The following is a 19,853-nucleotide window of genomic DNA, read 5'->3' as shown; positions in this document are numbered from 1 at the left end:
CGCCGTGTGCGGCGCCGTTCAGCGCTCGTCGTCCCTGCGGGCCTCGGCCTGCTTGGCCTGCACCTCGGGGTCGAGGGCGCTCTGGTCGCTGCCGTCCACCGCCGAAAGCCGCTCGCGGTCGCCCACCTCGGTCGCCGCCGGAGGCTCGATCAGCCAGTCGGGGTTGGCCTGCTTGTCCCACCACTTCCACGCGGCGAAGACGCCCGCGCCGACCAGTCCGATGAAGGCCGCGCGCTTGGCGACACGGGCGGCCCGGGTCCGGCGGCGGTGCTTCCTGGCCAGCTTCTCGATCTCCGCGGCCGTCACATGGGTGCGCAGCGCCGCGATGGCCGCGGCCGTACGGACGGCGGCCTCCTCGCGCGCCGGTCCGGCGGCGGCGCGCACCCCGGCCATCGCCTGCTCCATCCGCGGACCGGTGTAGTCGGCGGCGTGGCGGGCGGCCTTACGGGTGCGCTTGGCGGCCCGGGTGGCGGCCTGGTCCACCTTCGGCGGCAGGGTGCCGCGGGCCTGGTTGAGCCTGGGCTCGATATGGGCGTGGTACTGGGCACCGGCCGTGCACCGGGCCTGGTGCGCGGCGGTCGACACCTTCGGCGCCAGCCGTACGCGGGCCTCGTGCGCGTAGCGCGATGCGGTGTCCTTGGCCGTGCCGGCGTAGGGCCCCACCGCCTCCGCGGCGTGCAGGACGCTGCCCTTGGCTGTGCCGGTCGCGGCTCGCACGCTGTCAATGCGGGTCACGGGATCCTCCTCCTCGGTGGCGTGGTCAAGCTCCCGGGTTCAGAGTCGTGCGTTTTCGTCGCGCGCTCTATTTGCCCAGTTTCGTGTTTCCATCCCAAGAAAGATCATGCCTGTTTATGGAGATCATGCCCGTTCACACCACGGCCAGCATGCGTGACCGGGCATCTGGGTCATACGGAGGATTCTCGTTGAAACCACGCGGATCGGCGCGCCCGGCGCCGCCTCCGCGGCTACTCGTCGACCTTGCGTCCGTGCGAGGATCAGGAGACGGAAGTGAAAACGATGGAAGGTTGATCGTGGCCGAGCAGCTTTACGCCACCCTGAAGACGAACAATGGCGACATCGTGGTCCGGCTGCTGCCGAACCACGCCCCCAAGACGGTCAAGAACTTTGTCGAACTGGCCGAAGGCACTCGCGAGTGGACGCACCCGGCCACTGGCAAGAAGGCCAAGGAGAAGCTCTACGACGGCACCGTTTTCCACCGGGTGATCAGCGGCTTCATGATCCAGGGCGGGGACCCGCTGGGTAACGGGACCGGTGGTCCCGGCTATGAGTTCGGTGACGAGTTCCACCCGGACCTGGCCTTCAACAAGCCGTACCTGCTGGCCATGGCCAACGCCGGCCCGGGCACCAACGGCTCGCAGTTCTTCGTCACGGTCTCCCCGACCGCATGGCTGACCGGTAAGCACACCATCTTCGGCGAGGTCGCCGACGAGGCCAGCAAGAAGGTCGTCGACGCGATCGCGGGCACCGCGACCAACCCGCGCACCGACCGTCCGCTCCAGGACGTCGTCATCGAGTCGGTCGTCGTGGAGACCCGCGAGGGCTGAAGCCCGTACGGGGAACTTTCATGCCCCGCTTGTCCGTGTGAACAAGTGTCCGTGTGAACAAGCGGGGCGGGGGAACGCCCGATCAGAAGTGGACAAGGGGCGAGGGGACATCATGGAGGACCAGGCGGTCTGTTGCTATCGGCACCCCCAACGGGAGACCGGCATCAGCTGCACCCGCTGTGAGCGCCCGATCTGCCCCGAGTGCATGATCAGCGCCTCTGTGGGGTTCCACTGCCCTGAGTGCGTCAGCGGACGGGTGCCCGCCGGGGCCGGGGCCTCGGCCGCCGGTCCCCCGCCGCGTGCCGCCCAGCCGCGCACCATGGCCGGCGGCACGATCACCTCGGACCCCCGGCTGATCACCAAGATCCTGGTCGCCATCAACATCGCGGTATGGCTCGCGGCGCTGTCCGCGGGCGACCGGCTGGTGAACGATCTCGACCTGGTCGGGCGGGCCTATGACCCCGGCGCTGCGCAAATCGTCGGAGTCGCCGAGGGCCAGTGGTGGCGGCTGGTCACCTCGATCTTCCTCCACCAGCAGCTCATCCACATCGCCTTCAACATGCTCTCGCTGTGGTGGATCGGCGGACCGCTGGAGGCCGCGCTCGGCCGCGTCCGCTTCATCGTGCTCTACATACTGTCGGGGCTGGGCGGCAGTGCGCTGTCCTATCTCCTCGCCGCGCAGAACCAGCCGTCGCTGGGCGCCTCCGGCGCGATCTTCGGCCTGCTCGGCGCCACCGCCGTGCTGATGCGCCGGCTGAACTACGACATGCGGCCGGTCATCGCGCTGCTGGCGCTGAATCTGCTCTTCACCTTCACCTGGTCCGGAATCGCCTGGCAGGCCCATGTCGGCGGCCTGGTCGCGGGCACGGTGGTGGCGTACGGAATGGTGCACGCGCCCCGCGAGAAGCGGGCGCTGGTGCAGCGCGGGACCTGCGCCCTGGTGCTGCTCGCGATCATCGCGATGGTGTGGATCCGGACGATCCAGCTCACCGGCTGAGTGGCGCGGTCGGCCGACGCTCGGCAGGCCGCCGCGGACGTCCTCCCGTAGGGCCGTGGACGGTTCCCGGCGATCTCCGGCGCATTGGGCCGAGCCGGGCTCGGTCAGTTGTCCACAGCAAGTGGTGGATCATACGCAACCTGTGGAGAACCTGCGTACGACCCCCGACTGACCTGCGTTTTCGCAGGAAGGCGGGGGTGTGAACGATCGAACAGACGCCCGTCGCCAGTCACACCGGCGTCAACACGGCGGAGGTTATCCACAGATCTTCTGAGTTTTCCCCGGCTGTGGATAACTCTGTGGACAACCTGGGGGCCGGCGTGGGGACAGCCGGGTCACTTCCACTGGGTGGAGACGACGAACCCCGCGGCGATGAAGCCGAAGCCGACCACGATGTTCCAGTTGCCGAGCGACTCGACCGGCATATCGCCCGTGGTCACGTAGAAGATGACGATCCACGCGAGGCCGATCAGGAACATGGCCAGCATCAGTGGTGCCACCCACCGGCGGCCGCTGTTCAAGTTGATGCTGGCTGCCTGCTTCGCGGGCGGCGGCGTGAAGTCGTCCTTCTTGCGGATCCGTGACTTCGGCACGAGGAACTCTCCTGTCGATGCGCTGCGTGACCGCGCGGGGATGTGTACGGACGGCGCCGGGGCGGGACAGCGACGGGGACCACGTCCCTCCCCCACACGTCCGTTAGCGTAGTCCTTCCGCGGCGTCGTAAGGAGTAAGGGTACGTTGAGCAATTCCGCTGACTCCCCCACCCCGGCGTCCCGCCGCCCCCGGTTCCGGCCCGTGCGACTGTTGACCGGCGCGGTCTTCGCGCTGGCCGGAGTCATCTTCTGGACCAGTTTCAACACGGCTCAGGGCACCAACATCCGCAGCGATGAATCGATGCTGCGGCTCTCCGATCTCATCCAGGAACGCAGCCGTAAGAACGGCACCCTGGACGACAGCACCGGCAAAATACGCTCCGACGTCGACGCCCTCGCCCGGCGGGACAACGGCAGCACCCAGGCCGAGCGCCGCAAGCTGGCCGAGCTGGAGGAGACCGCCGGCACCAGGAAACTCTCCGGAGCCGGCCTTACGGTCACCCTCACCGACGCCCCGCCGAACGCCACCCCGCAGATCCCCGGCGTCCCGGATCCTCAGCCCAACGATCTCGTCATCCACCAGCAGGACCTGCAGGCCGTGGTCAACGCGCTGTGGCAGGGCGGCGCCAAGGGGATCAAGGTCATGGATCAGCGGCTGATCTCCACCAGCGCGGTGCGCTGCGTCGGCAACACCCTGATCCTGCAGGGCCAGGTCTACTCACCGCCCTACAAGGTCACCGCCGTGGGTGACCGGGGCAAGCTGAGCGCCGCCCTCACCGCCTCGCCCGCGATCCAGAACTACCGCAGCTATGTCGACGCGTACGGCCTCGGCTGGAAAGTCGACCAGCACGACACGGTGACTCTTCCCGGCTACTCCGGCACAGTGGACCTGCACCAGGCACAGCCCATCGGATAGCACCGGCGGACACCGGTACGCGGCACGGGCCGGCGGCACGTGGTCAGCGGGGCGGACAGTGGGGGCCGATGAGAACGCGGCTGATCGTCAGGACGCTCAGTGAGATCTGCGTCACCGTCGGAGCCCTGATCATCCTTTTGGTGGTCTACGTCCTGTACTGGACCTCGGTGCGGGCCGACCGCGCCATGGACGGCGAGATCGATCACCTCCAGGACCGATGGGCCACCGGCACGGTCACCGCCGGCGCCGAGCCCTCGTCCGAGCCCCGCCGCTACGAGTCCGGCGACTCCTTCGCGATCATGTACATCCCGCGCTTCGGCGCCGGCTGGGCAAAGCCCGTCCTCGAGGGCACCGCCACCGGCACCCTGAAGAAGGGGCTCGGCCACTACTCCCGCACCGCCCGCCTCGGTGCCCTCGGCAACTTCGCCGTCGCCGGGCACCGCCGCACCTACGGCGACCCCTTCAAGGACTTCCCCGCGCTGCGTCCCGGTGACGCGGTGGTGCTGACCGACGGCACCACCTGGTTCACCTATCGCGTCGACCGGCGGCCCTACCGCACCCTGCCGACCGACACCGGGGTGATCGATCCGGTGCCGCGCGCGTCCGGTTTCCGGCGTCCCGGGCGCTATCTCACGCTGACGACCTGTGAGCCGGAGTGGGGCCACAGCCACCGCCTGATCACCTGGGCGCACCTCGACGCGACCCAATCGGTTGCCCAAGGCAAGCCCAAGGCTTTGTACAGCTGACCCTCCGGCCCCACCCCTCGCCCCTTACTCTGGTGCTGCACTCCGGTGCTGCAATCGACTTCGTCATCGGTGAGTAGGGATGGCATGTACGGCTGGATCTGGCGGCATCTGCCGGGTAACGCATGGATGCGGGCGCTGATTTCGCTCGTGCTGGTGCTGGCGATCGTCTTCGTGCTCTTCCAGTACGTCTTCCCCTGGGCGGAGCCCCTGCTGCCGTTCAATGACGTGACGGTCGACGAGGGAATGGCGGGTCCGCGATGAGCGCGCGCATCCTGGTCGTCGACAACTACGACAGCTTCGTCTTCAACCTCGTCCAGTACCTCTACCAGCTCGGCGCCGAGTGCGAGGTGGTGCGCAACGACGAGGTCTCCCTCGCCCCTGCCCAGGACGGCTTCGACGGAGTCCTGCTGTCCCCCGGGCCCGGCACCCCGGAGGAGGCGGGGGTCTGCGTCGACATGGTGCGGCACTGCGCGAGCACCGGCGTACCGGTGTTCGGCGTCTGCCTGGGGATGCAGTCCATGGCCGTCGCCTACGGCGGCGTCGTCGGGCGGGCCCCGGAGCTGCTGCACGGCAAGACCTCGCTGGTGACCCATGAGGGCGCCGGTGTCTTCAGCGGACTGCCCACGCCCTTCACCGCCACCCGCTACCACTCGCTGGCCGTGGAACGGGGGACGGTGCCCCCGGAGTTGGAGATCACGGCCTGGACGGAGACCGGCATCGCCATGGGGCTGCGCCACCGTGAACTGCGGGTCGAGGGCGTCCAGTTCCACCCCGAGTCGGTCCTCACCGAATGGGGCCATCTGATGCTCGCCAACTGGCTGGTGGAGTGCGGGGACACGGATGCCGTGGGGCGGTCCGCGGGGCTCGCCCCGGTGGTCGGGGCGGTCGGCGGTAAGGCCGGCGAGTGACCGGACCGCGCCCTGAGCGCGAGGGCGCCGGTCACGGCGCCCGGGAGCCCGCCCCGTACGCGCCGTACGGGTCTCATGAGCAGCACGACGCACATGGCGCGCATGGGGGCCGCGACGCCCATGGCGCGCATGCGGGTCCGGACACGTTCGCGGCGCCCGCGGAGGGTCTTCGGGACCCGCTGGCCGACCCGCTGCCGGACTCCGCCCCGGCCGGGCCCACGGGGCGTGCCATGGGCACCGCGTCGCTCTCCGTGCCGCCGCCCACCGGCCGTCGACGGCGCGCCCGCCCGGCCTCCCCCGCCGGGCCGGAGGAGGCCGCTGAGGCGGCCGGGCCGCCCACGGGGCGCCGACGCGCCCGCGCGGCCCCCTCGGGGCCCTCAGGGTCGGCACACGCCGCTCAGACGCCCGTACGCGCCCCGGGGACGCCCTCACGTTCCTCCGAGCCGTCCGCACGCGTCCCGGAGGCCGCGGAGACGGCCGTCCTGCCCCCGGTGACACCGCGGCGCGACGACGAGACGGTCGCCCTGCGCGCTGTGGAGGCGGCGCCCGCCGACCAGACCATGGCGCTGCGCAAGGTCGAACCGGACCGGGACAGCGGCGCCGAGCCGCCGCCCGGCGGCCGGGCCGCCCGCCGTAAGGCCGCCCAGGGGGCCGGGAAGCGCGCCGGACGGCATGGCTCCCGCGCCCGGCGCGGCACGGCCGAGGCGGGCGCCACAGGGCCCACGGAGGGCGCGGGGAGCGCCGGGGACGCCCCGCCCCGCACCCGTATGGAGGCCAAGCGCGCCGCGCGGGCCCGTAAGGACAGCCCCGGGGTGGTGGCGAGCCGGGTGGTCGGCGAGCTGTTCATCACGCTCGGCGTGGTGATGCTGCTCTTCGTCACCTATCAGCTGTGGTGGACGAACATCCGTGCCCATCAGCAGGCCAACGGCGCCGCGAACAACCTGCAGAAGAAGTGGGACGAGAACGGCGGCGACGACCGGAACCCGGGCACCTTCTCCCCCGGGCAGGGGTTCGCCATCATCTATATCCCCAAGCTGGATGTGAAGGCCCCGATCGCGGAGGGCATCGACAAGCACAAGGTCCTCGACCGCGGCATGGTCGGCCACTACGGCAAGAGCCCGCTGAAGACCGCCATGCCGTGGGACAAGAAGGGCAACTTCGCGCTCGCCGGACATCGCAACACCCATGGCGAGCCGTTCCGCTACATCAACCGCCTCAAGCCCGGTGACGAGATCGTCGTCGAGACGCAGAGCCGTTACTACACCTATGCGATGAGCAGCATCCTGCCGCAGACGTCGCCGTCCAACACCGGCGTCATCAAGCCGGTGCCGCCCGGCTCCGGCTTCACCGAGCCGGGCCGGTACATCACGCTGACCACCTGCACCCCCGAATTCACCAGCACCTACCGGATGATCCTCTGGGGCAAGATGGTCGAGGAGCGGCCGCGTAGCAAGGGAAAGCCGGACGCGCTGGTCGAATGAGCGGGTACAGCCGGGAAACCAGAAAAAGGGGTACGACGCGGTGGCACGGACCGACCACGACGAGCGGCAGGACCGGCACCCCGGCCCGCCCGCAACGCCCAGCCGTCGTCCCGGCCGTGGGTGGGTAGCCGCGGCCATAGCGGTCTTCGGCGAGCTGCTGATCACCGCGGGGCTGATTCTCGCCCTGTTCGTCGTCTACTCGCTGTGGTGGACCAACGTCCTGGCCGACCGTGAGGCGAAGAAGCAGGGCGACCGGGTGCGCAAGCACTGGTCGCAGCAGGGGCCGGGCAGGCTGGACACCAAGAACGGCATCGGCTTCCTGCACGTACCGTCCATGCACAACGGCGAGGTGCTGGTCAAGAAGGGCACCAGCACCGAGACCCTCAACGACGGCGTGGCGGGTTACTACACCCAGCCGGTCAAGTCCGCGATGCCGTGGGACAAGAAGGGCAACTTCAGCCTGGCCGCGCACCGGGACGGGCACGGCGCGAAGTTCCACAACATCGACAAGGTCCACGACGGCGACGCGGTGGTCTTTGAGACCCGCGACACCTGGTACGTCTACAAGGTCTACGCGACGCTGCCGGAGACCTCGAAGTACAACGTGGACGTGCTGAACGCGGTCCCGAAGGAGTCGGGCAGGAAGCGGCCGGGCCGCTACATCACGCTCTCGACCTGCACCCCCGTCTACACCTCCCGCCACCGCTACGTCGTCTGGGGCGAACTGGAGCGCACCGAGAAGGTCGACGCGGACCGCACGCCCCCCAAGGAACTGCGCTGACCCCCTCGGGACGGCCTCCTGCCCACTCGGACGGTCGCTGAGCACGGAGAAGCCCCCGGCACCCTTCTCAGGATGCCGGGGGCTTCTCCGTGTCACTGCCAAGCGACTAGAAGCCGTTCTGGCCGCCGAAGATGCCTCCGCCGTCCCCGCCTCCGTTGCCGTTCCCTCCGTTGCCCTGCCCGGCGACCGTGATGAGGTTCACGGACTGGCCCTTGGGCACCTGGGTGCCCGCACCGGGCTGGCTGGCCACCACGGTGGCCTCGTCGTCCTGCGGACCGGCGATGTTGCCCACGTTCAGGCCCAGGTCCTGGAGCGCCTTCTTGGCGTCCTTGAGCTTCTGGCCGCCCAGGTTGGGCACCGGCACGTTCTCCGCGGCGGCCTTGGCGACGGTCAGCGTGACCGTCGAACCGGGCAGGACCTCCTGGCCGCCCTTGGGCGTCTGGTCGGTGACCGTACCGGCCTCGACGTCGCCGTTGTCGACCTCCTGCGTCTGGACCTTGAGGCCCTTCCCCTCGAGGGCAGCCGTGGCGTCCGCGACCTTCTGCGTGGTCACGTCCGGGACGACGACCTTCTGCTGTGCCTCGGCGACGGTCAGGGTGATCGTGGCGCCCTTCGCGACCTTCTTGCCGCCCTTCGGGTCCTGGTCGATCACCTTGCCGGCGGTCTGGTCGGACTGCTGGGTCTTCTGCTCGACCTTGAAGCCCTTGGCCTCGAGCTGGCCCTTGGCCGACGCGTACTGCACGTTCAGGACGTCCGGCACCTCGACCCTCGCCGCGGGCTTGGGGCCCTTGGACATGGTCAGCTCGACCACGCCGTACCGCTTGACCTCGCCGCCGCTCTCGGGGGTCTGCTCGCAGACGGTGTCCTTGTCCGCGTTCTCGCAGAACTTGGAGCCGACGTTCTTGATCTTGAAGTCGCCGTTCTCCCCTTGGCTCTTGGCGTCGGCGATCGTCTTGCCGACGAGATTGGGGACCGGGACCATGTCGTCGTTCTTACCGCCGCCGAACAGCGACTTCCCGATGAAGATCGCGCCGACCAGCACCAGTATCCCCGCGACGATCAGCAGGATCGTCGAGAGGTTGCTCTTCTTGCCGGAGCCCCCGCGCCCCCGGCCGCGGTCCGGCCGCTCGTCGTAGCCGAAGCCGCCGTCGTCCTCGCGCATCGGCGGGAGCATCGAGGTCTGCGCCCCGGCACCGGAGTTCTGCGGCCGCAGCATCGCGGTGGGCTGGTCGTCGGAGCCGTAGCCGACCGCGCCCAGCGCGGCGGTGGCGGCCACCGGCTGGCCCTCCAGGGCCGCCTCGATGTCGGCACGCATCTCGTCGGCCGACTGGTAGCGGTAGTCGGGGTCCTTGACCAGCGCCCGCAGGACGATGGCGTCCATCTCCGGGGTGATCTCGGGGTCGTATGTGCTCGGCGGCTGCGGGTCCTCCCGCACATGCTGATACGCGACGGCCACCGGGGAGTCGCCCACGAACGGCGGCCTTACGGTCAGCAGCTCGTACAGCAGACAGCCGGTGGAGTACAGGTCGCTGCGTGCGTCGACGGTCTCGCCCTTGGCCTGCTCGGGGGAGAGGTACTGGGCGGTGCCGATGACGGCGGCCGTCTGCGTCATGGTCATACCGGCGTCGCCCATGGCGCGGGCGATGCCGAAGTCCATCACCTTGACCTGGCCGTCCCGCGTGAGCATGACGTTGGCCGGCTTGATGTCCCGGTGGACGATGTTGTTGCGGTGCGAGTACTCGAGGGCCTGGAGGATTCCGGTGGTCATCTCCAGCGAGCGCTCGGGGAGCAGCTTTCTGCCCGAGTGGAGAAGCTCACGCAGCGTGGAACCGTCGACGTACTCCATCACGATGTAGGGGATCGAGACACCGTCGACGTAGTCCTCGCCGGTGTCGTAGACCGCGACGATCGCGGGATGGTTGAGCGAGGCGGCCGACTGGGCCTCTCGGCGGAACCGGGCCTGGAAGGACGGGTCACGGGCGAGGTCCGCCCGGAGCGTCTTCACAGCGACAGTACGGCCGAGGCGGGTGTCGTGCGCGAGGTAGACCTCCGCCATGCCACCGCGGCCGAGCACTGAGCCCAGCTCATACCGGCCGCCGAGGCGACGCGGCTCTTCCATAGCTACTCCAGCCCTCTTCCGTGGTTCCCGGCCGCACCTGTGGGGGCCGGCGAAGTGCTGCTCGCGCATACCGTACCCGGCACGTCTTACGGGACCCGGCCTCAGTCGCTATCTGATACCGGACCGGTACGGCGACGTGCGGGATTGGTATCCGGACGTGACGGGGGTCACTTGTCGCTCTGGGTTTCCAGTACGGCCTGCATCACGCTCTTGGCGATCGGCGCGGCCAGCTTGCCACCGGCGATGTCGCCACGGAGAGTGTCGGACCCTTCGATGACCACCGCGACCGCGACCGGCGAGCCGTCATCCCCCTTGGCGTAGGAGATGAACCACGCATAGGGGTTCTTGCTGTTGGCGACGCCGTGCTGCGCGGTACCGGTCTTGCCGCCGACCGTGACGCCCGGGATCTGGGCGCTGGTGCCGGTGCCCTCCTTGACCACGGTCTCCATCATGCTCTGGAGCTTCTGGGCGTTCTCCGAGCTGAGCGGCTGGCTCATCTCCTCCGGGTCGGTCTGCTCGATGGTGTTGAGGTTGGGCGCCCGCAGCGAGTCGACCATGTACGGCTTCATCAGCTTGCCGTCGTTGGCGACCGCGGCGGCGACCATCGCCATCTGCAGCGGGGTGGCCCGGTTGTCGAACTGGCCGATGGCCGACATCGCGTTGCCCGGCTGGTCCATCTTCTCGGGGTAGACGCTGGCGTCTGCGCGGACCGGCGTCAGGAACTCGTCGTTGAAGCCGAACTTCTCGGCCTCCTCGCGCATCTTGTCCTTGCCCAGGTCGTCACCGAGCTTGCCGAAGACCGTGTTGCAGGAGTAGCGGAGCGCCTGCCGCAGCGAGGCGTTCTTGCAGGGGATGTTCCCCTCGTTGGGCAGGGGCTGGGTGGACAGCGGGAGCTTCCAGGGGTCCGGGGAGTCGGTCGGCCCGTCGATGTCGGTGTACTTGCCGTTCTCCAGCGCGGCCGCCGCGGTGACGACCTTGAAGGTCGAGCCGGGCGGGTAGGTCTGCCGCAGCGCCCGATTGAGCATCGGGTCGTCCTTGTCGGACTCCGGCTTGAGCGCGTTGTACGCGTCAGAGTCCTTCTTGGAGGCGCCCGCGAACTTCGAGGGGTCGTAGCTCGGGGTGGAGGCGAGGGCGAGGATCTTGCCGGTGCGCGGGTCGAGCGCGGCGACGGCGCCCTTCTTGTTACCGAGGCCCTCGAACGCGGCCTTCTGGGCCTTGCCGTTCAGGGTGGTGATGACGTCGCCGCCCTTCTGCTTCTTGCCGGTGATCATGTCGATCGTCCGGTTGAAGAAGAGGCGGTCGTCGTTGCCCGTAAGGATTTGGTCTTCGAGCTTCTCGATCTGGTTGGCGTCGAAGGCCTGCGAGGCGAACCCCGTGACCGGTGCCCACATGGGACCGTTCTTGTAGGTGCGCTTGTACTTGAAGTCGGTGCCGTTGGTCTCGACGGATCCGGTGATCGGCTGGCCGTCGACGATGATGTTGCCGCGCGGCTGGCCGTAACGGGCGATCAGGACCCTGCGGTTCTTCTCGTGGTTCTTGAGCTCGTCGGCCTGGACGTACTGGATCCAGTTGTCCCGCAGCAGCAGGGCGAAGACGAGGAGTCCGCAGAAGATCGCGATTCGGCGCAGCGGCTTGTTCACGGTCGGACCACCTGGGTCATCTCGGCGTCTGTGGTGGGAGCGGGCGTCGGCGCCGGACGGCGCGCGGTGTCGCTGACCTTGATCAGAATGGCGACGAGTGCCCAGTTGGCGATGACGGACGAGCCGCCCTGCGCGATGAACGGCATGGTCATACCGGTCAGCGGGATGAGGCCCATCACACCGCCCGCGACGACGAAGACCTGGATGGCGAAGGCCGCGGAGAGGCCGATGGCCAGCAGCTTGCCGAACGGGTCACGGGCGGCCAGCGCGGTGCGCACACCGCGCTCCACGATCAGGCCGTAGAGCAGCAGGATCGCCATGGTGCCCGCGAGCCCGAGCTCCTCGCCGACCGTGGCCAGGATGAAGTCGGAGTTGGCGGCGAAGCCGATGAGGTCGGAGTTGCCCTGGCCGAGGCCGGTGCCGAAGACGCCGCCGGAGCCGAAGGCCATCATCGCCTGGGCGATCTGGTCGCTGCCCCCGGTCTTGAACGCCGCGAAGGGGTCGAGCCAGGCGTCCACCCGCTGCTGGACGTGCGGTTCGAACGTGGCGACGCCGACCGCGCCGACCGCGGACATCAGCAGACCGAAGACGATCCAGCTGGTGCGCTCGGTGGCGACGTACAGCATCACGACGAAGAGGCCGAAGAACAGCAGCGAGGTGCCCAGGTCGGTCTCGAAGACGAGGATGAGGATGCTCATCCCCCAGACGACCAGGATCGGGCCGAGGTCGCGGCCGCGCGGCAGGTACAGCCCCATGAAGCGGCGGCTGGCCAGCGCGAGCGCGTCCCGTTTGACCATCAGATAGCCGGAGAAGAACACGGCGATGATGATCTTTGCGAACTCACCGGGCTGGATGGAGAAGCTGCCGAGGGTGATCCAGATGCGCGCGCCGAACCGGGGCGGGAAGAACACCGGCAGGATCAGCAGGATCAGCGCCACCACCATGGAGATGTAGGTGTAGCGCTGGAGGAGGCGGTGATCCTTGAGCAGGATCAGGACGCCGACGAAGAGGGCGACGCCCAGTGCCGAGTAGATCAGCTGGTTGGGGGCCGAGGCAGCGAAGACCTGACCGGCGTTCTCCGCCTTCTGGGCCAGCCGCTTCGACTGGTCCAGACGCCAGATGAGCACCAGGCCCAGCCCGTTGAGGAGCGTGGCGATCGGCAGCATCAGCGGATCCGCGTACGGCGCGAACTTCCGGACCACCAGATGGCCGACGCCGGCCAGCAGACCGAGCCCGATGCCGTAGCTGAGCATGCCGGAGGGCATCTCGTCGCTGAGCGCCAGGCCCGCGTTGGCGTAGGCGAAGACCGGAATGATCACCGCGAAGACGAGCATGGCCAGCTCGGTGTTCCGCCTGCTCGGCGGCCCGGCCGTACTGATCGTCGTCGTGTTGGTCGTACTACTGCTCATGGGTGGACGGCCCCTTACGGCTTCACTGCTGGGTGCTGCTGCACTGCGGGACCAACTTCTTCTCCTCCTCCGAGAGGGTGGGGCCGGGCTTCGGAGTGGGAGACGTCGTCGGCGTGGGCTTGGTCGTGGCCTTCGCGGCGCGTGCCCCGAGCTGGTTCTCGGTCTTGTCGTCCCCGGACTGGGCGCCGCTCTGGGACGGGTCGGCGCTGTTGGAGGCGCTGCCCCCGGAGCCGCCGTTCTTGTCCTTCTTGCCGCCGGTGAGGTCTTTCTGGCTGTCCTCGGCCTTCTCCTGGGCGTCGGCCTTCTTACAGGCGCCGGCGAGGGTGGCGAGGTCCTTGGTCTTGTCCTGGGCCTGGCCGAGCCCGCTGACCGTGATGGTGTCCTCCACACGGCCGCGCTGGTCGGCCGGGAGGTACTTGAGTTCGATCTCGCGGTGGTCCTCATGGACCTTGTTGAGCTTGATCCAGGCGAGGTCCTGGCTGATCCCCTGGTAGATCGCGACATGGTCGCCGTTGGAGCCCACGTAGTACTGCGTCTGGGTCCAGCGATAGCCGCCGTAGAGCCCGCCGCCGATCACGGCCAGGCCCAGCACGATGAAGAGCGAGCGCTTGGCCCAGGCCTTGGCGCCGCTCTTCTTGGTGTAGTCGCCGTCGGCGTAGTCGTCGTAACTGCCCTGCGGCAGACCGCCCATGGCCGGGTCGCCGCTGCCGGGCGGTCCGAAGCCGCCGTGCGGGTCCCCTTGCTGCGGTACGGACCGGCCGAGCTCGGCCGCGCGGCCGGCGGGGGTGTGCGCGGCGCCGCCGTCCCCGAGGGGGACCTGGTTCTCGGCGACCGCGCCCACGATCACGGGGGTGTCGTTGAGCTGGGCGGCCAGGGTGTCGCCGCCGTCGACGTCGAGGACGTCGGCGACGATGCAGGTGATGTTGTCGGGGCCGCCGCCGCGCAGGGCGAGCTGAATCAGCTCCTGCACGGTCTCGTGGGGGCCCTGGTAGCTGCCGAGGGTCTCCTCGAGCGTCTGGTGGCTCACGACACCGGACAGGCCGTCGGAGCAGATCAGATAGCGGTCCCCGGCACGGACCTCGCGGATGGACAGATCGGGCTCGACATGGTCGCCGCTGCCCAGCGCGCGCATCAGCAGGGAGCGCTGCGGGTGGGTGCCCGCCTCCTCCTCGGTGATCCGGCCCTCGTCGACCAGGCGCTGCACCCAGGTGTGGTCCTGGGTGATCTGGGTGAGCACACCGTCGCGCAGCAGATACGCGCGCGAGTCGCCGACGTGCACCAGGCCGAGCCGCTGGCCGGTCCACAGCAGGGCGGTGAGCGTGGTGCCCATGCCCTCAAGCTGGGGGTCCTCCTCGACCATGACGCGCAGCTGGTCATTGGCCCGCTGCACGGCGCTGCCGAGGGACGTCAGGATGTCCGAGCCCGGGACGTCGTCGTCGAGCTGGACGAGGGTGGAGATCACCTCGGAGCTGGCGACCTCGCCGGCGGCCTGGCCACCCATGCCGTCGGCGATGGCGAGCAGCCGGGGACCGGCATAGCCGGAGTCCTCGTTGCCCTCCCGGATCATGCCCTTGTGCGATCCGGCCGCGAAACGCAGTGACAGACTCATGCGCACCTCGCCTGTCGGCTCCGGGTACAGCCCCTTGCCAACCACGCTGCCCACCCTCCGGTCGTCATGGTCCTACTACTTCCGCAGCTCGATGACGGTCTTGCCGATGCGAATCGGCGCACCCAGCGCGATCGGTGTCGGTGTGGTGAGTCGGGTCCGGTCGAGATACGTGCCGTTGGTGGACCCGAGATCCTCGACGATCCACTGACCGTCACGGTCCGGGTAGATCCTGGCATGCCGGCTGGAGGCGTAGTCGTCGTCCAGCACGATTGTTGAATCGTGCGCACGGCCGAGGGTGATGGTCTGCCCCTGGAGGGCGACCGTGGTGCCGGTGAGCGTGCCCTCGGAGACCACCAGCTTGGTGGGGGCACCGCGGCGGCCGCGGCCACCGGACTGCTGGCGCTGCGGCGGTGGCGCGCTCTGCCGCTGTTGCTGCTGCTGCGGCCGGTCGGGGGCGCCGCGCCGCGCCGAACCGCGCTGCGTCACGCGGGTCCCGAACAGGTCGCTGCGGATGACCTGGACGGCCACGATGACGAACAGCCACAGTACGGCGAGGAAACCCAACCGCATGACCGTGAGGGTCAGCTCTGACATTGCCCCCGCTTCACCCTTCGGCTTGCCGGTAAACGATGGTGGTGCTGCCCACGACGATCCGCGAGCCGTCGCGGAGCGTAGCGCGCGTGGTGTGCTGTCCGTCCACCACGATGCCGTTGGTCGACCCGAGATCCTGGACGGTCGGTGGGGTTCCGACCCGGATCTCGCAGTGTCTGCGGGAGACACCGGGATCGTCGATCCGCACGTCAGCGTCGGTGGAGCGGCCCATGACGAGCGTGGGCCGGGAGATCTGGTGGCGGCTGCCGTTGATCTCGATCCAGCGGCGGGTCTGGCCCTGCTGCTGGGCTCCGGCGCCGGCCCCGGCTCCGCTGGTGTGGGGCGCCGGACGGGCGCCGGGGGGCGTGGACGGCATCGGCGGGGCACCGGCGGGCTGGGCGGGGTAGCCGTAACCGCCGGGGCGCTGCTGCGGGGCTCCGGCGCCGGGGCGGCCCGCCGCCTGCTGTGCGCCCTGGGACTCACTGGAGGCCAGGGTCCGGCTGCGCACCCGGTACAGGCCGGTGTCGAGGTCGTCGGCCTTCTGCAGATGCACCTTGATGGCGCCCATGAAGGTGTAACGCTGCTGCTTGGCGTAGTCGCGGACCATGCCGGACAGCTCGTCGCCGAGCTGTCCGGAATACGGGCTGAGCCGCTCGTAGTCGGGCGTGCTCAGCTCGACGATGAAGTCGTTGGGGACGACCGTCCGGTCGCGGTTCCAGATCGTGGCGTTGTTGTCGCACTCCCGCTGGAGGGCGCCGGCGATCTCGACCGGCTGGACCTCGGACTTGAACACCTTGGCGAAGGTGCCGTTCACGAGGCCCTCAAGACGCTGCTCGAAGCGCTTCATTACTCCCACGGGGCACCTCCTTCCGTCAGTCGTGCTCTATGCCGTCCTGGTACTGCTTACTGATCGTATCCACGCGTCGGGAAATCGGGTGGTTCCCCTTCCTGGCGCTGTGGAGCAGTGTCACCTCTCACAGGGATCGTAGAGGTGCCCTGACGACAGTGTCCCGCAACCGTGACGCTCCACGGACGGGTGGGGGCGGGGGCGCCGGTAACGGGTGTGATTGCACCCCGGAGGGCGTGCTAATGTTCTGGATGTCGAAAGGCGCTCCACACGAACCGGACGGATCGAAACGATCAACCGGGGGGCGGGGCGAGTGGCCGGACGGCAGCACCCATGCGCGGGTGGCGGAATAGGCAGACGCGCTGGATTCAGGTTCCAGTGCCCGAAAGGGCGTGGGGGTTCAACTCCCCCCTCGCGCACCAGTCGGAGCGGGTCTCTCAGAAGTGACGAAAGTCGCTTTTGGGAGGCCCGTTTCGCGTTGTGGCAGGGGTCTTGCCGGGGGTCTGGTCGGGGTTTTACAGGGGCATTGCCTTCGCAGGGAAATGGCTAGGGGCCTCCCCGGGGGAGGGGAGGCCCCTGTGGCCTGATGCCCGGGTGGGACGGGATCGGGCGGGTCAGGCTGGGTCATGCGGTCATGCGGTCAGGCTGATCAGATGGTCAGGCCGATCAGTTGGTCGGACTGATCAGTTGGTCGGGCTGATCAGGCGGCGAAGCGGGTGGCGAGCTCCTTGGCCTTGGCCGCGGCCTCCTCGTGGGCCTTCGCCTTGGAGGCGTCCGAGGCGTCGACCAGCTCGGCCATGGCCGGATTGCTGCGGGCCAGCGTGAGTTCCGGCACAACGAAGGTGACATCGAGGCCGAGCCCGTCGCCCAGCGCCTTCCCCAGGTAGTTCGTGACGAACTCGAAGCTCTCCCGCGGGGTGCCGGGGCCGTAACCGCCGCCACGGCTGGCGACGACGACGGTCGGGGTGCCCGAGGTGGTGGTCTGCTCGGCGCCCGCGGTGCGGCCCATGATGATCACGTGGTCCAGCCACGCCTTGAGGGTGGAGGGGATCGTGAAGTTGTACATCGGGGCGGCGATCAGGACCGTGTCCGCCTGCTCGAGCTCGCTGGCAAGGGTCTCCCGCAGGGCAAAGGCGGCGTGCTGCTCGGGCGAGCGCTGATCGGGAGCGGCGAAACCGGCTGCGGCGGCGAGGCCGTCCAGGTGCGGCAGCGGCTCGGCGGCCAGGTCGCGATAGATCACCGTGCCGTTCGGGTGCTGGGCTTCCCATTCCTTGCGGAAGGTGGCCGTGACCGAGCGGGAAGCGGAGGCTTCACCGGGGAAGACGGACGTGTCGATGTGCAGAAGAGTCGGCATGAATGCCTCCAGTGAAGAGGGCTCGGTAAGGAGCCCGTAATACCTACGTACCTACTGATGACACAGTAGCTTACTTTTCTGCAGTCCCGAACCAGAACGCAGTAGTCTGTATTCCATGGCGAAGGATCGTGGGGAGCACAACGAGCAGGCCTGCAAGCAGGTCGACGGCGAGATGACGCGGTTCTTCGAGCTGTTCGGCAAGCGCTGGACGGGACTCATCGTGGCCGTGCTGACGGAGCAGGCGGCGTACTTCGCCGAGCTTCGGCGAGCCATCCCGGGCATCAGTGAGCGGATGCTGTCGGACCGGCTCACCGAGCTCTCCGCGGCGGGTCTGGTGGTGCGGGAGGTCGACGCCGGGCCGCCGCTGCGGGTGGCCTATCGGCTGACCGACGCGGGGAAGGCGCTGGAGCCCGCGCTGAAGGAGCTGTCGCGGTGGGCGGAGAGCCATCTGCCCTCGGGCGGCGACGACTGCCCGGAGCAGTTCCGGGGCTGAGCCTGGGGCCGGGGCCGGGGCCGGGGCTGGGCCTGGGCCTGGGGCCGGGGCTGGTTACGTGACTGTGCCTGGGGCCGGGGCAGGGCCGGGCCGAGGTGAGTCACGTCTGATCAGGGGTTTCACCATGATCGCCGAGGTTTTCCACAGGCTCTGACGGGGTGGGCTGACAGGGGGTACGGTCTGCTCAGTCGATGTCGTGTGCGAGGAAGGCGGGGGCGCGATGACGGACGACCGGAACGGTCAGGGCGGCGGAAGCGGCGAGGGCGGCCGGGGCGACGAGAGCGGCCTTAGCGGAGAGAGCGGACAGAACGGCGAGCGGGGGCCGGGCGGCGAGGGCGGGGCTGCCCGGCGGCTGTCGCCGGTTCCGGGCTTCGCCGTCTGGCGCGGTGACGGGCCGTCTCCCCGGCAGATGGGCAAGGCGCTGCGCAAGCGGGTGCCGCGCTCGGTGCATGCCGAGACGCCGAGGGCCGACGGGCGGCCGGATCCGGTGGCGGCGGTCGAGTGGTCGAACGCCGGGCGGCTGCCGGAGCTCACCCCGATCCGGGTGGGGCGGATGGCCGCGGGCCCCTTCTCCTTTCTGCGCGGGGCCGCCGGGCTGATGGCGCACGACCTCACGAGCACGCCGGTGACCGGTATCGGAGCACAGCTGTGTGGCGATGCCCACGCCGCCAACTTCGGGATCTACGGAGATGCGCGCGGTGGCCTGATCATCGATCTCAACGACTTCGACGAGACCGTCCACGGCCCGTGGGAGTGGGATGTGAAGCGGCTCGCGGTCTCGCTGGTGCTGGCCGGCCGGGAGGCGGGAGCCGACGAGGACACCTGCCGGGCGGCGGCTCAGGACGCCGTGGGCGCCTATCGGCGCACGGTGCGGCTGTTGGCCAAGCTGCCGGCGGCGGACGCGTGGAACGCGATCGCGGACGAGGAGCTGGTCTCCCACACGGATGCCAAGGACCTGGTCGGGACGCTTGAGCGGATCTCCGAGAAGGCCCGGCGGAACACGAGCGCGCGGTACGCGGCCCGGTCCACCGAGCCCGTGCCGGGCGAGGAGGGCTCCTCGGGCCGGCCGGAGGCCCGGCGCTTCGTGGACGCGCCGCCGGTGCTGCGGAGGGTGCCGGACGAGGAGGCGGCGGCGGTGGCCTCCTCGCTCGCCGAGTATCTGGGCACGCTGCCGGAGGACCGGCTGCCGCTGCTCTCGCGGTACGAGGTGCACGATGTGGCGTTCCGGGTGGTCGGCACGGGCAGTGTGGGCACCCGCTCCTATGTGGTGCTGCTGCTCGACCACCGGGGCGAGCCGATGGTGCTCCAGGTGAAGGAGGCGCGCCCCTCCGCGCTGCTGCCGCATGTGGCGAAGGCCGGTTTCGAGGTGCCGGACGTCACGCATGAGGGGCGGCGGGTGGTGCTCGGCCAGAAGCGGATGCAGGTGGTCAGCGACATCCTGCTGGGGTGGACGACGGTGCGCGGGCGGCATTACCAGGTGCGGCAGTTCCGCAACCGCAAGGGAAGCGTGGACCCGGCGGCGCTGGCCGCGGACCAGATGGACGACTACGGGCGGATGACCGGCGCGCTGCTGGCGCGGGCGCATGCCCACAGCGCGGACCCTCGGCTGCTGGCTGGTTACTGCGGCAAGGGGGAGGAGTTGGACGAGGCGGTGGCCGCCTTCGCGGTGGCGTACGCGGATCGCACGGAAGCGGATCACTCCGCGCTGGTCGTGGCGGTGCGCAATGGCCGGATAGCGGCAGAGATGGGGGTGTGAGGCGCGGGCGGGGGTGCGAGCTCGGTCGCCGATCACCGCCGGACGTAG

General features: G+C 69.4%; 19 protein-coding genes and 1 tRNA gene. 11 read left to right on the top strand and 9 right to left on the bottom strand.

The genetic code is table 11. The features are described from left to right. Nucleotides 1-18 precede the first annotated feature (18 nt). Nucleotides 19-735: a DUF5324 family protein gene (locus tag J5X86_RS01545; protein ID WP_208515027.1), complete on the bottom strand. Its 717-nt coding sequence runs from the start codon at nt 733-735 to the stop codon at nt 19-21. Nucleotides 736-1,031: 296 nt separating this feature from the next. On the opposite strand from J5X86_RS01545, the gene J5X86_RS01540 reads away from it, so the two are divergent. Both J5X86_RS01540 and J5X86_RS01535 read left to right on the top strand, forming a co-directional pair. Then, nucleotides 1,032-1,565: a peptidylprolyl isomerase gene (locus J5X86_RS01540; RefSeq protein WP_059143818.1), complete on the top strand. Its 534-nt coding sequence runs from the start codon at nt 1,032-1,034 to the stop codon at nt 1,563-1,565. 112 nt (nt 1,566-1,677) lie between these two features. Beyond that, complete coding sequence (locus tag J5X86_RS01535; RefSeq protein ID WP_208515026.1) at nt 1,678-2,562, top strand: rhomboid family intramembrane serine protease; 885 nt, start codon at nt 1,678-1,680, stop codon at nt 2,560-2,562. Nucleotides 2,563-2,897: 335 nt separating this feature from the next. Here J5X86_RS01535 and crgA read toward each other — a convergent pair whose 3' ends face one another. Then, nucleotides 2,898-3,155 (bottom strand): cell division protein CrgA, encoded by a 258-nt coding sequence (gene crgA, locus J5X86_RS01530; RefSeq protein WP_030827826.1) that lies wholly within the window; start codon nt 3,153-3,155, stop codon nt 2,898-2,900. A 145-nt stretch (nt 3,156-3,300) separates the two neighbouring features. On the opposite strand from crgA, the gene J5X86_RS01525 reads away from it, so the two are divergent. The 6 genes from J5X86_RS01525 (at nt 3,301) to J5X86_RS01500 (ending at nt 7,987) form a co-directional block, all read left to right on the top strand. Then, complete coding sequence (locus tag J5X86_RS01525; protein ID WP_208515025.1) at nt 3,301-4,071, top strand: DUF881 domain-containing protein; 771 nt, start codon at nt 3,301-3,303, stop codon at nt 4,069-4,071. A 68-nt stretch (nt 4,072-4,139) separates the two neighbouring features. Next, nucleotides 4,140-4,817, top strand: a complete 678-nt coding sequence (locus tag J5X86_RS01520; protein WP_137966597.1) for a class E sortase — start codon at nt 4,140-4,142, stop codon at nt 4,815-4,817. 84 nt (nt 4,818-4,901) lie between these two features. After that, nucleotides 4,902-5,078 carry a hypothetical protein gene (locus tag J5X86_RS01515; RefSeq protein ID WP_086710638.1) on the top strand — a complete coding sequence of 59 codons (177 nt, stop codon included), beginning with the start codon at nt 4,902-4,904 and terminating at the stop codon, nt 5,076-5,078. Next, nucleotides 5,075-5,725 carry an aminodeoxychorismate/anthranilate synthase component II gene (locus tag J5X86_RS01510; protein ID WP_208515024.1) on the top strand — a complete coding sequence of 217 codons (651 nt, stop codon included), beginning with the start codon at nt 5,075-5,077 and terminating at the stop codon, nt 5,723-5,725. Before J5X86_RS01515 ends, J5X86_RS01510 begins: the two co-directional genes overlap by 4 nt. Beyond that, nucleotides 5,722-7,206 (top strand): class E sortase, encoded by a 1,485-nt coding sequence (locus tag J5X86_RS01505; protein WP_208515023.1) that lies wholly within the window; start codon nt 5,722-5,724, stop codon nt 7,204-7,206. The genes J5X86_RS01510 and J5X86_RS01505 overlap by 4 nt, the downstream gene beginning before the upstream one ends. 40 nt (nt 7,207-7,246) lie before the next feature. Continuing rightward, the gene (locus J5X86_RS01500; RefSeq protein WP_119990075.1) at nt 7,247-7,987 is read left to right on the top strand and encodes a class E sortase; all 741 of its coding nucleotides are present in this window, start codon (nt 7,247-7,249) and stop codon (nt 7,985-7,987) included. A gap of 106 nt (nt 7,988-8,093) precedes the next feature. On the opposite strand, the gene pknB is transcribed toward J5X86_RS01500, so the two are convergent. From pknB to J5X86_RS01470, 6 genes are all read right to left on the bottom strand, one after another. Next, on the bottom strand, nt 8,094-10,106 hold the full coding sequence (gene pknB, locus J5X86_RS01495; RefSeq protein ID WP_208515022.1) for a Stk1 family PASTA domain-containing Ser/Thr kinase: 2,013 nt from the start codon (nt 10,104-10,106) through the stop codon (nt 8,094-8,096). Nucleotides 10,107-10,273: 167 nt separating this feature from the next. After that, nucleotides 10,274-11,746, bottom strand: coding sequence for a penicillin-binding protein 2 (locus tag J5X86_RS01490; protein ID WP_208515021.1), 1,473 nt, complete (start codon nt 11,744-11,746; stop codon nt 10,274-10,276). Continuing rightward, nucleotides 11,743-13,155, bottom strand: a complete 1,413-nt coding sequence (locus J5X86_RS01485) for an FtsW/RodA/SpoVE family cell cycle protein (protein ID WP_059143764.1) — start codon at nt 13,153-13,155, stop codon at nt 11,743-11,745. Before J5X86_RS01485 ends, J5X86_RS01490 begins: the two co-directional genes overlap by 4 nt. A 22-nt stretch (nt 13,156-13,177) precedes the next feature. After that, the gene (locus J5X86_RS01480; protein WP_208515020.1) at nt 13,178-14,764 is read right to left on the bottom strand and encodes a PP2C family serine/threonine-protein phosphatase; all 1,587 of its coding nucleotides are present in this window, start codon (nt 14,762-14,764) and stop codon (nt 13,178-13,180) included. A gap of 75 nt (nt 14,765-14,839) precedes the next feature. After that, nucleotides 14,840-15,358, bottom strand: a complete 519-nt coding sequence (locus J5X86_RS01475; protein ID WP_014053590.1) for an FHA domain-containing protein — start codon at nt 15,356-15,358, stop codon at nt 14,840-14,842. A gap of 10 nt (nt 15,359-15,368) precedes the next feature. Then, a complete protein-coding gene (locus J5X86_RS01470; RefSeq protein WP_208515019.1) occupies nt 15,369-16,211 on the bottom strand; it encodes a DUF3662 and FHA domain-containing protein in 843 nt (280 codons plus the stop codon). Nucleotides 16,212-16,537: 326 nt separating this feature from the next. Here J5X86_RS01470 and J5X86_RS01465 point away from each other — a divergent pair. Beyond that, nucleotides 16,538-16,624, top strand: a tRNA-Leu gene (locus J5X86_RS01465). Nucleotides 16,625-16,902: 278 nt separating this feature from the next. Here the strand turns inward: J5X86_RS01465 and J5X86_RS01460 are convergent. After that, nucleotides 16,903-17,556, bottom strand: a complete 654-nt coding sequence (locus J5X86_RS01460) for an FMN-dependent NADH-azoreductase (protein WP_208515018.1) — start codon at nt 17,554-17,556, stop codon at nt 16,903-16,905. 115 nt (nt 17,557-17,671) lie between these two features. On the opposite strand from J5X86_RS01460, the gene J5X86_RS01455 reads away from it, so the two are divergent. Together J5X86_RS01455 and J5X86_RS01450 are read left to right on the top strand one after the other, a co-directional pair. After that, entirely contained in the window at nt 17,672-18,049 is a 378-nt protein-coding gene (locus J5X86_RS01455) for a helix-turn-helix domain-containing protein (protein WP_208515017.1), read from the top strand. A 220-nt stretch (nt 18,050-18,269) separates the two neighbouring features. Continuing rightward, a complete protein-coding gene (locus J5X86_RS01450; RefSeq protein ID WP_243979189.1) occupies nt 18,270-19,805 on the top strand; it encodes a DUF2252 domain-containing protein in 1,536 nt (511 codons plus the stop codon). The last annotated feature ends 48 nt before the right edge of the window (nt 19,806-19,853 follow it).

Origin of the sequence: Streptomyces sp. NEAU-YJ-81, from assembly GCF_017592595.1 — a bacterium.
GTDB classification, from domain to species: Bacteria; Actinomycetota; Actinomycetes; order Streptomycetales; family Streptomycetaceae; genus Streptomyces; species Streptomyces hygroscopicus_B.
The sequence above is the reverse complement of the archived record's forward strand: the minus strand, read 5'-3'. Positions and strand labels throughout refer to the sequence as shown.

What these genes read in the sequence shown, in the direction of transcription:
- J5X86_RS01535 (WP_208515026.1), top strand. Translation starts at nt 1,678, where the DNA reads ATGGAGGACCAGGCGGTCTGTTGCTATCGGCACCCCCAACGGGAGACC.
- J5X86_RS01520 (WP_137966597.1), top strand. Translation starts at nt 4,140, where the DNA reads ATGAGAACGCGGCTGATCGTCAGGACGCTCAGTGAGATCTGCGTCACC.
- J5X86_RS01515 (WP_086710638.1), top strand. Translation starts at nt 4,902, where the DNA reads ATGTACGGCTGGATCTGGCGGCATCTGCCGGGTAACGCATGGATGCGG.
- J5X86_RS01510 (WP_208515024.1), top strand. Translation starts at nt 5,075, where the DNA reads ATGAGCGCGCGCATCCTGGTCGTCGACAACTACGACAGCTTCGTCTTC.
- pknB (WP_208515022.1), bottom strand. Translation starts at nt 10,106, where the DNA reads ATGGAAGAGCCGCGTCGCCTCGGCGGCCGGTATGAGCTGGGCTCAGTG.
- J5X86_RS01485 (WP_059143764.1), bottom strand. Translation starts at nt 13,155, where the DNA reads ATGAGCAGTAGTACGACCAACACGACGACGATCAGTACGGCCGGGCCG.
- J5X86_RS01480 (WP_208515020.1), bottom strand. Translation starts at nt 14,764, where the DNA reads ATGAGTCTGTCACTGCGTTTCGCGGCCGGATCGCACAAGGGCATGATC.
- J5X86_RS01475 (WP_014053590.1), bottom strand. Translation starts at nt 15,358, where the DNA reads ATGTCAGAGCTGACCCTCACGGTCATGCGGTTGGGTTTCCTCGCCGTA.
- J5X86_RS01460 (WP_208515018.1), bottom strand. Translation starts at nt 17,556, where the DNA reads ATGCCGACTCTTCTGCACATCGACACGTCCGTCTTCCCCGGTGAAGCC.
- J5X86_RS01455 (WP_208515017.1), top strand. Translation starts at nt 17,672, where the DNA reads ATGGCGAAGGATCGTGGGGAGCACAACGAGCAGGCCTGCAAGCAGGTC.
- J5X86_RS01450 (WP_243979189.1), top strand. Translation starts at nt 18,270, where the DNA reads ATGACGGACGACCGGAACGGTCAGGGCGGCGGAAGCGGCGAGGGCGGC.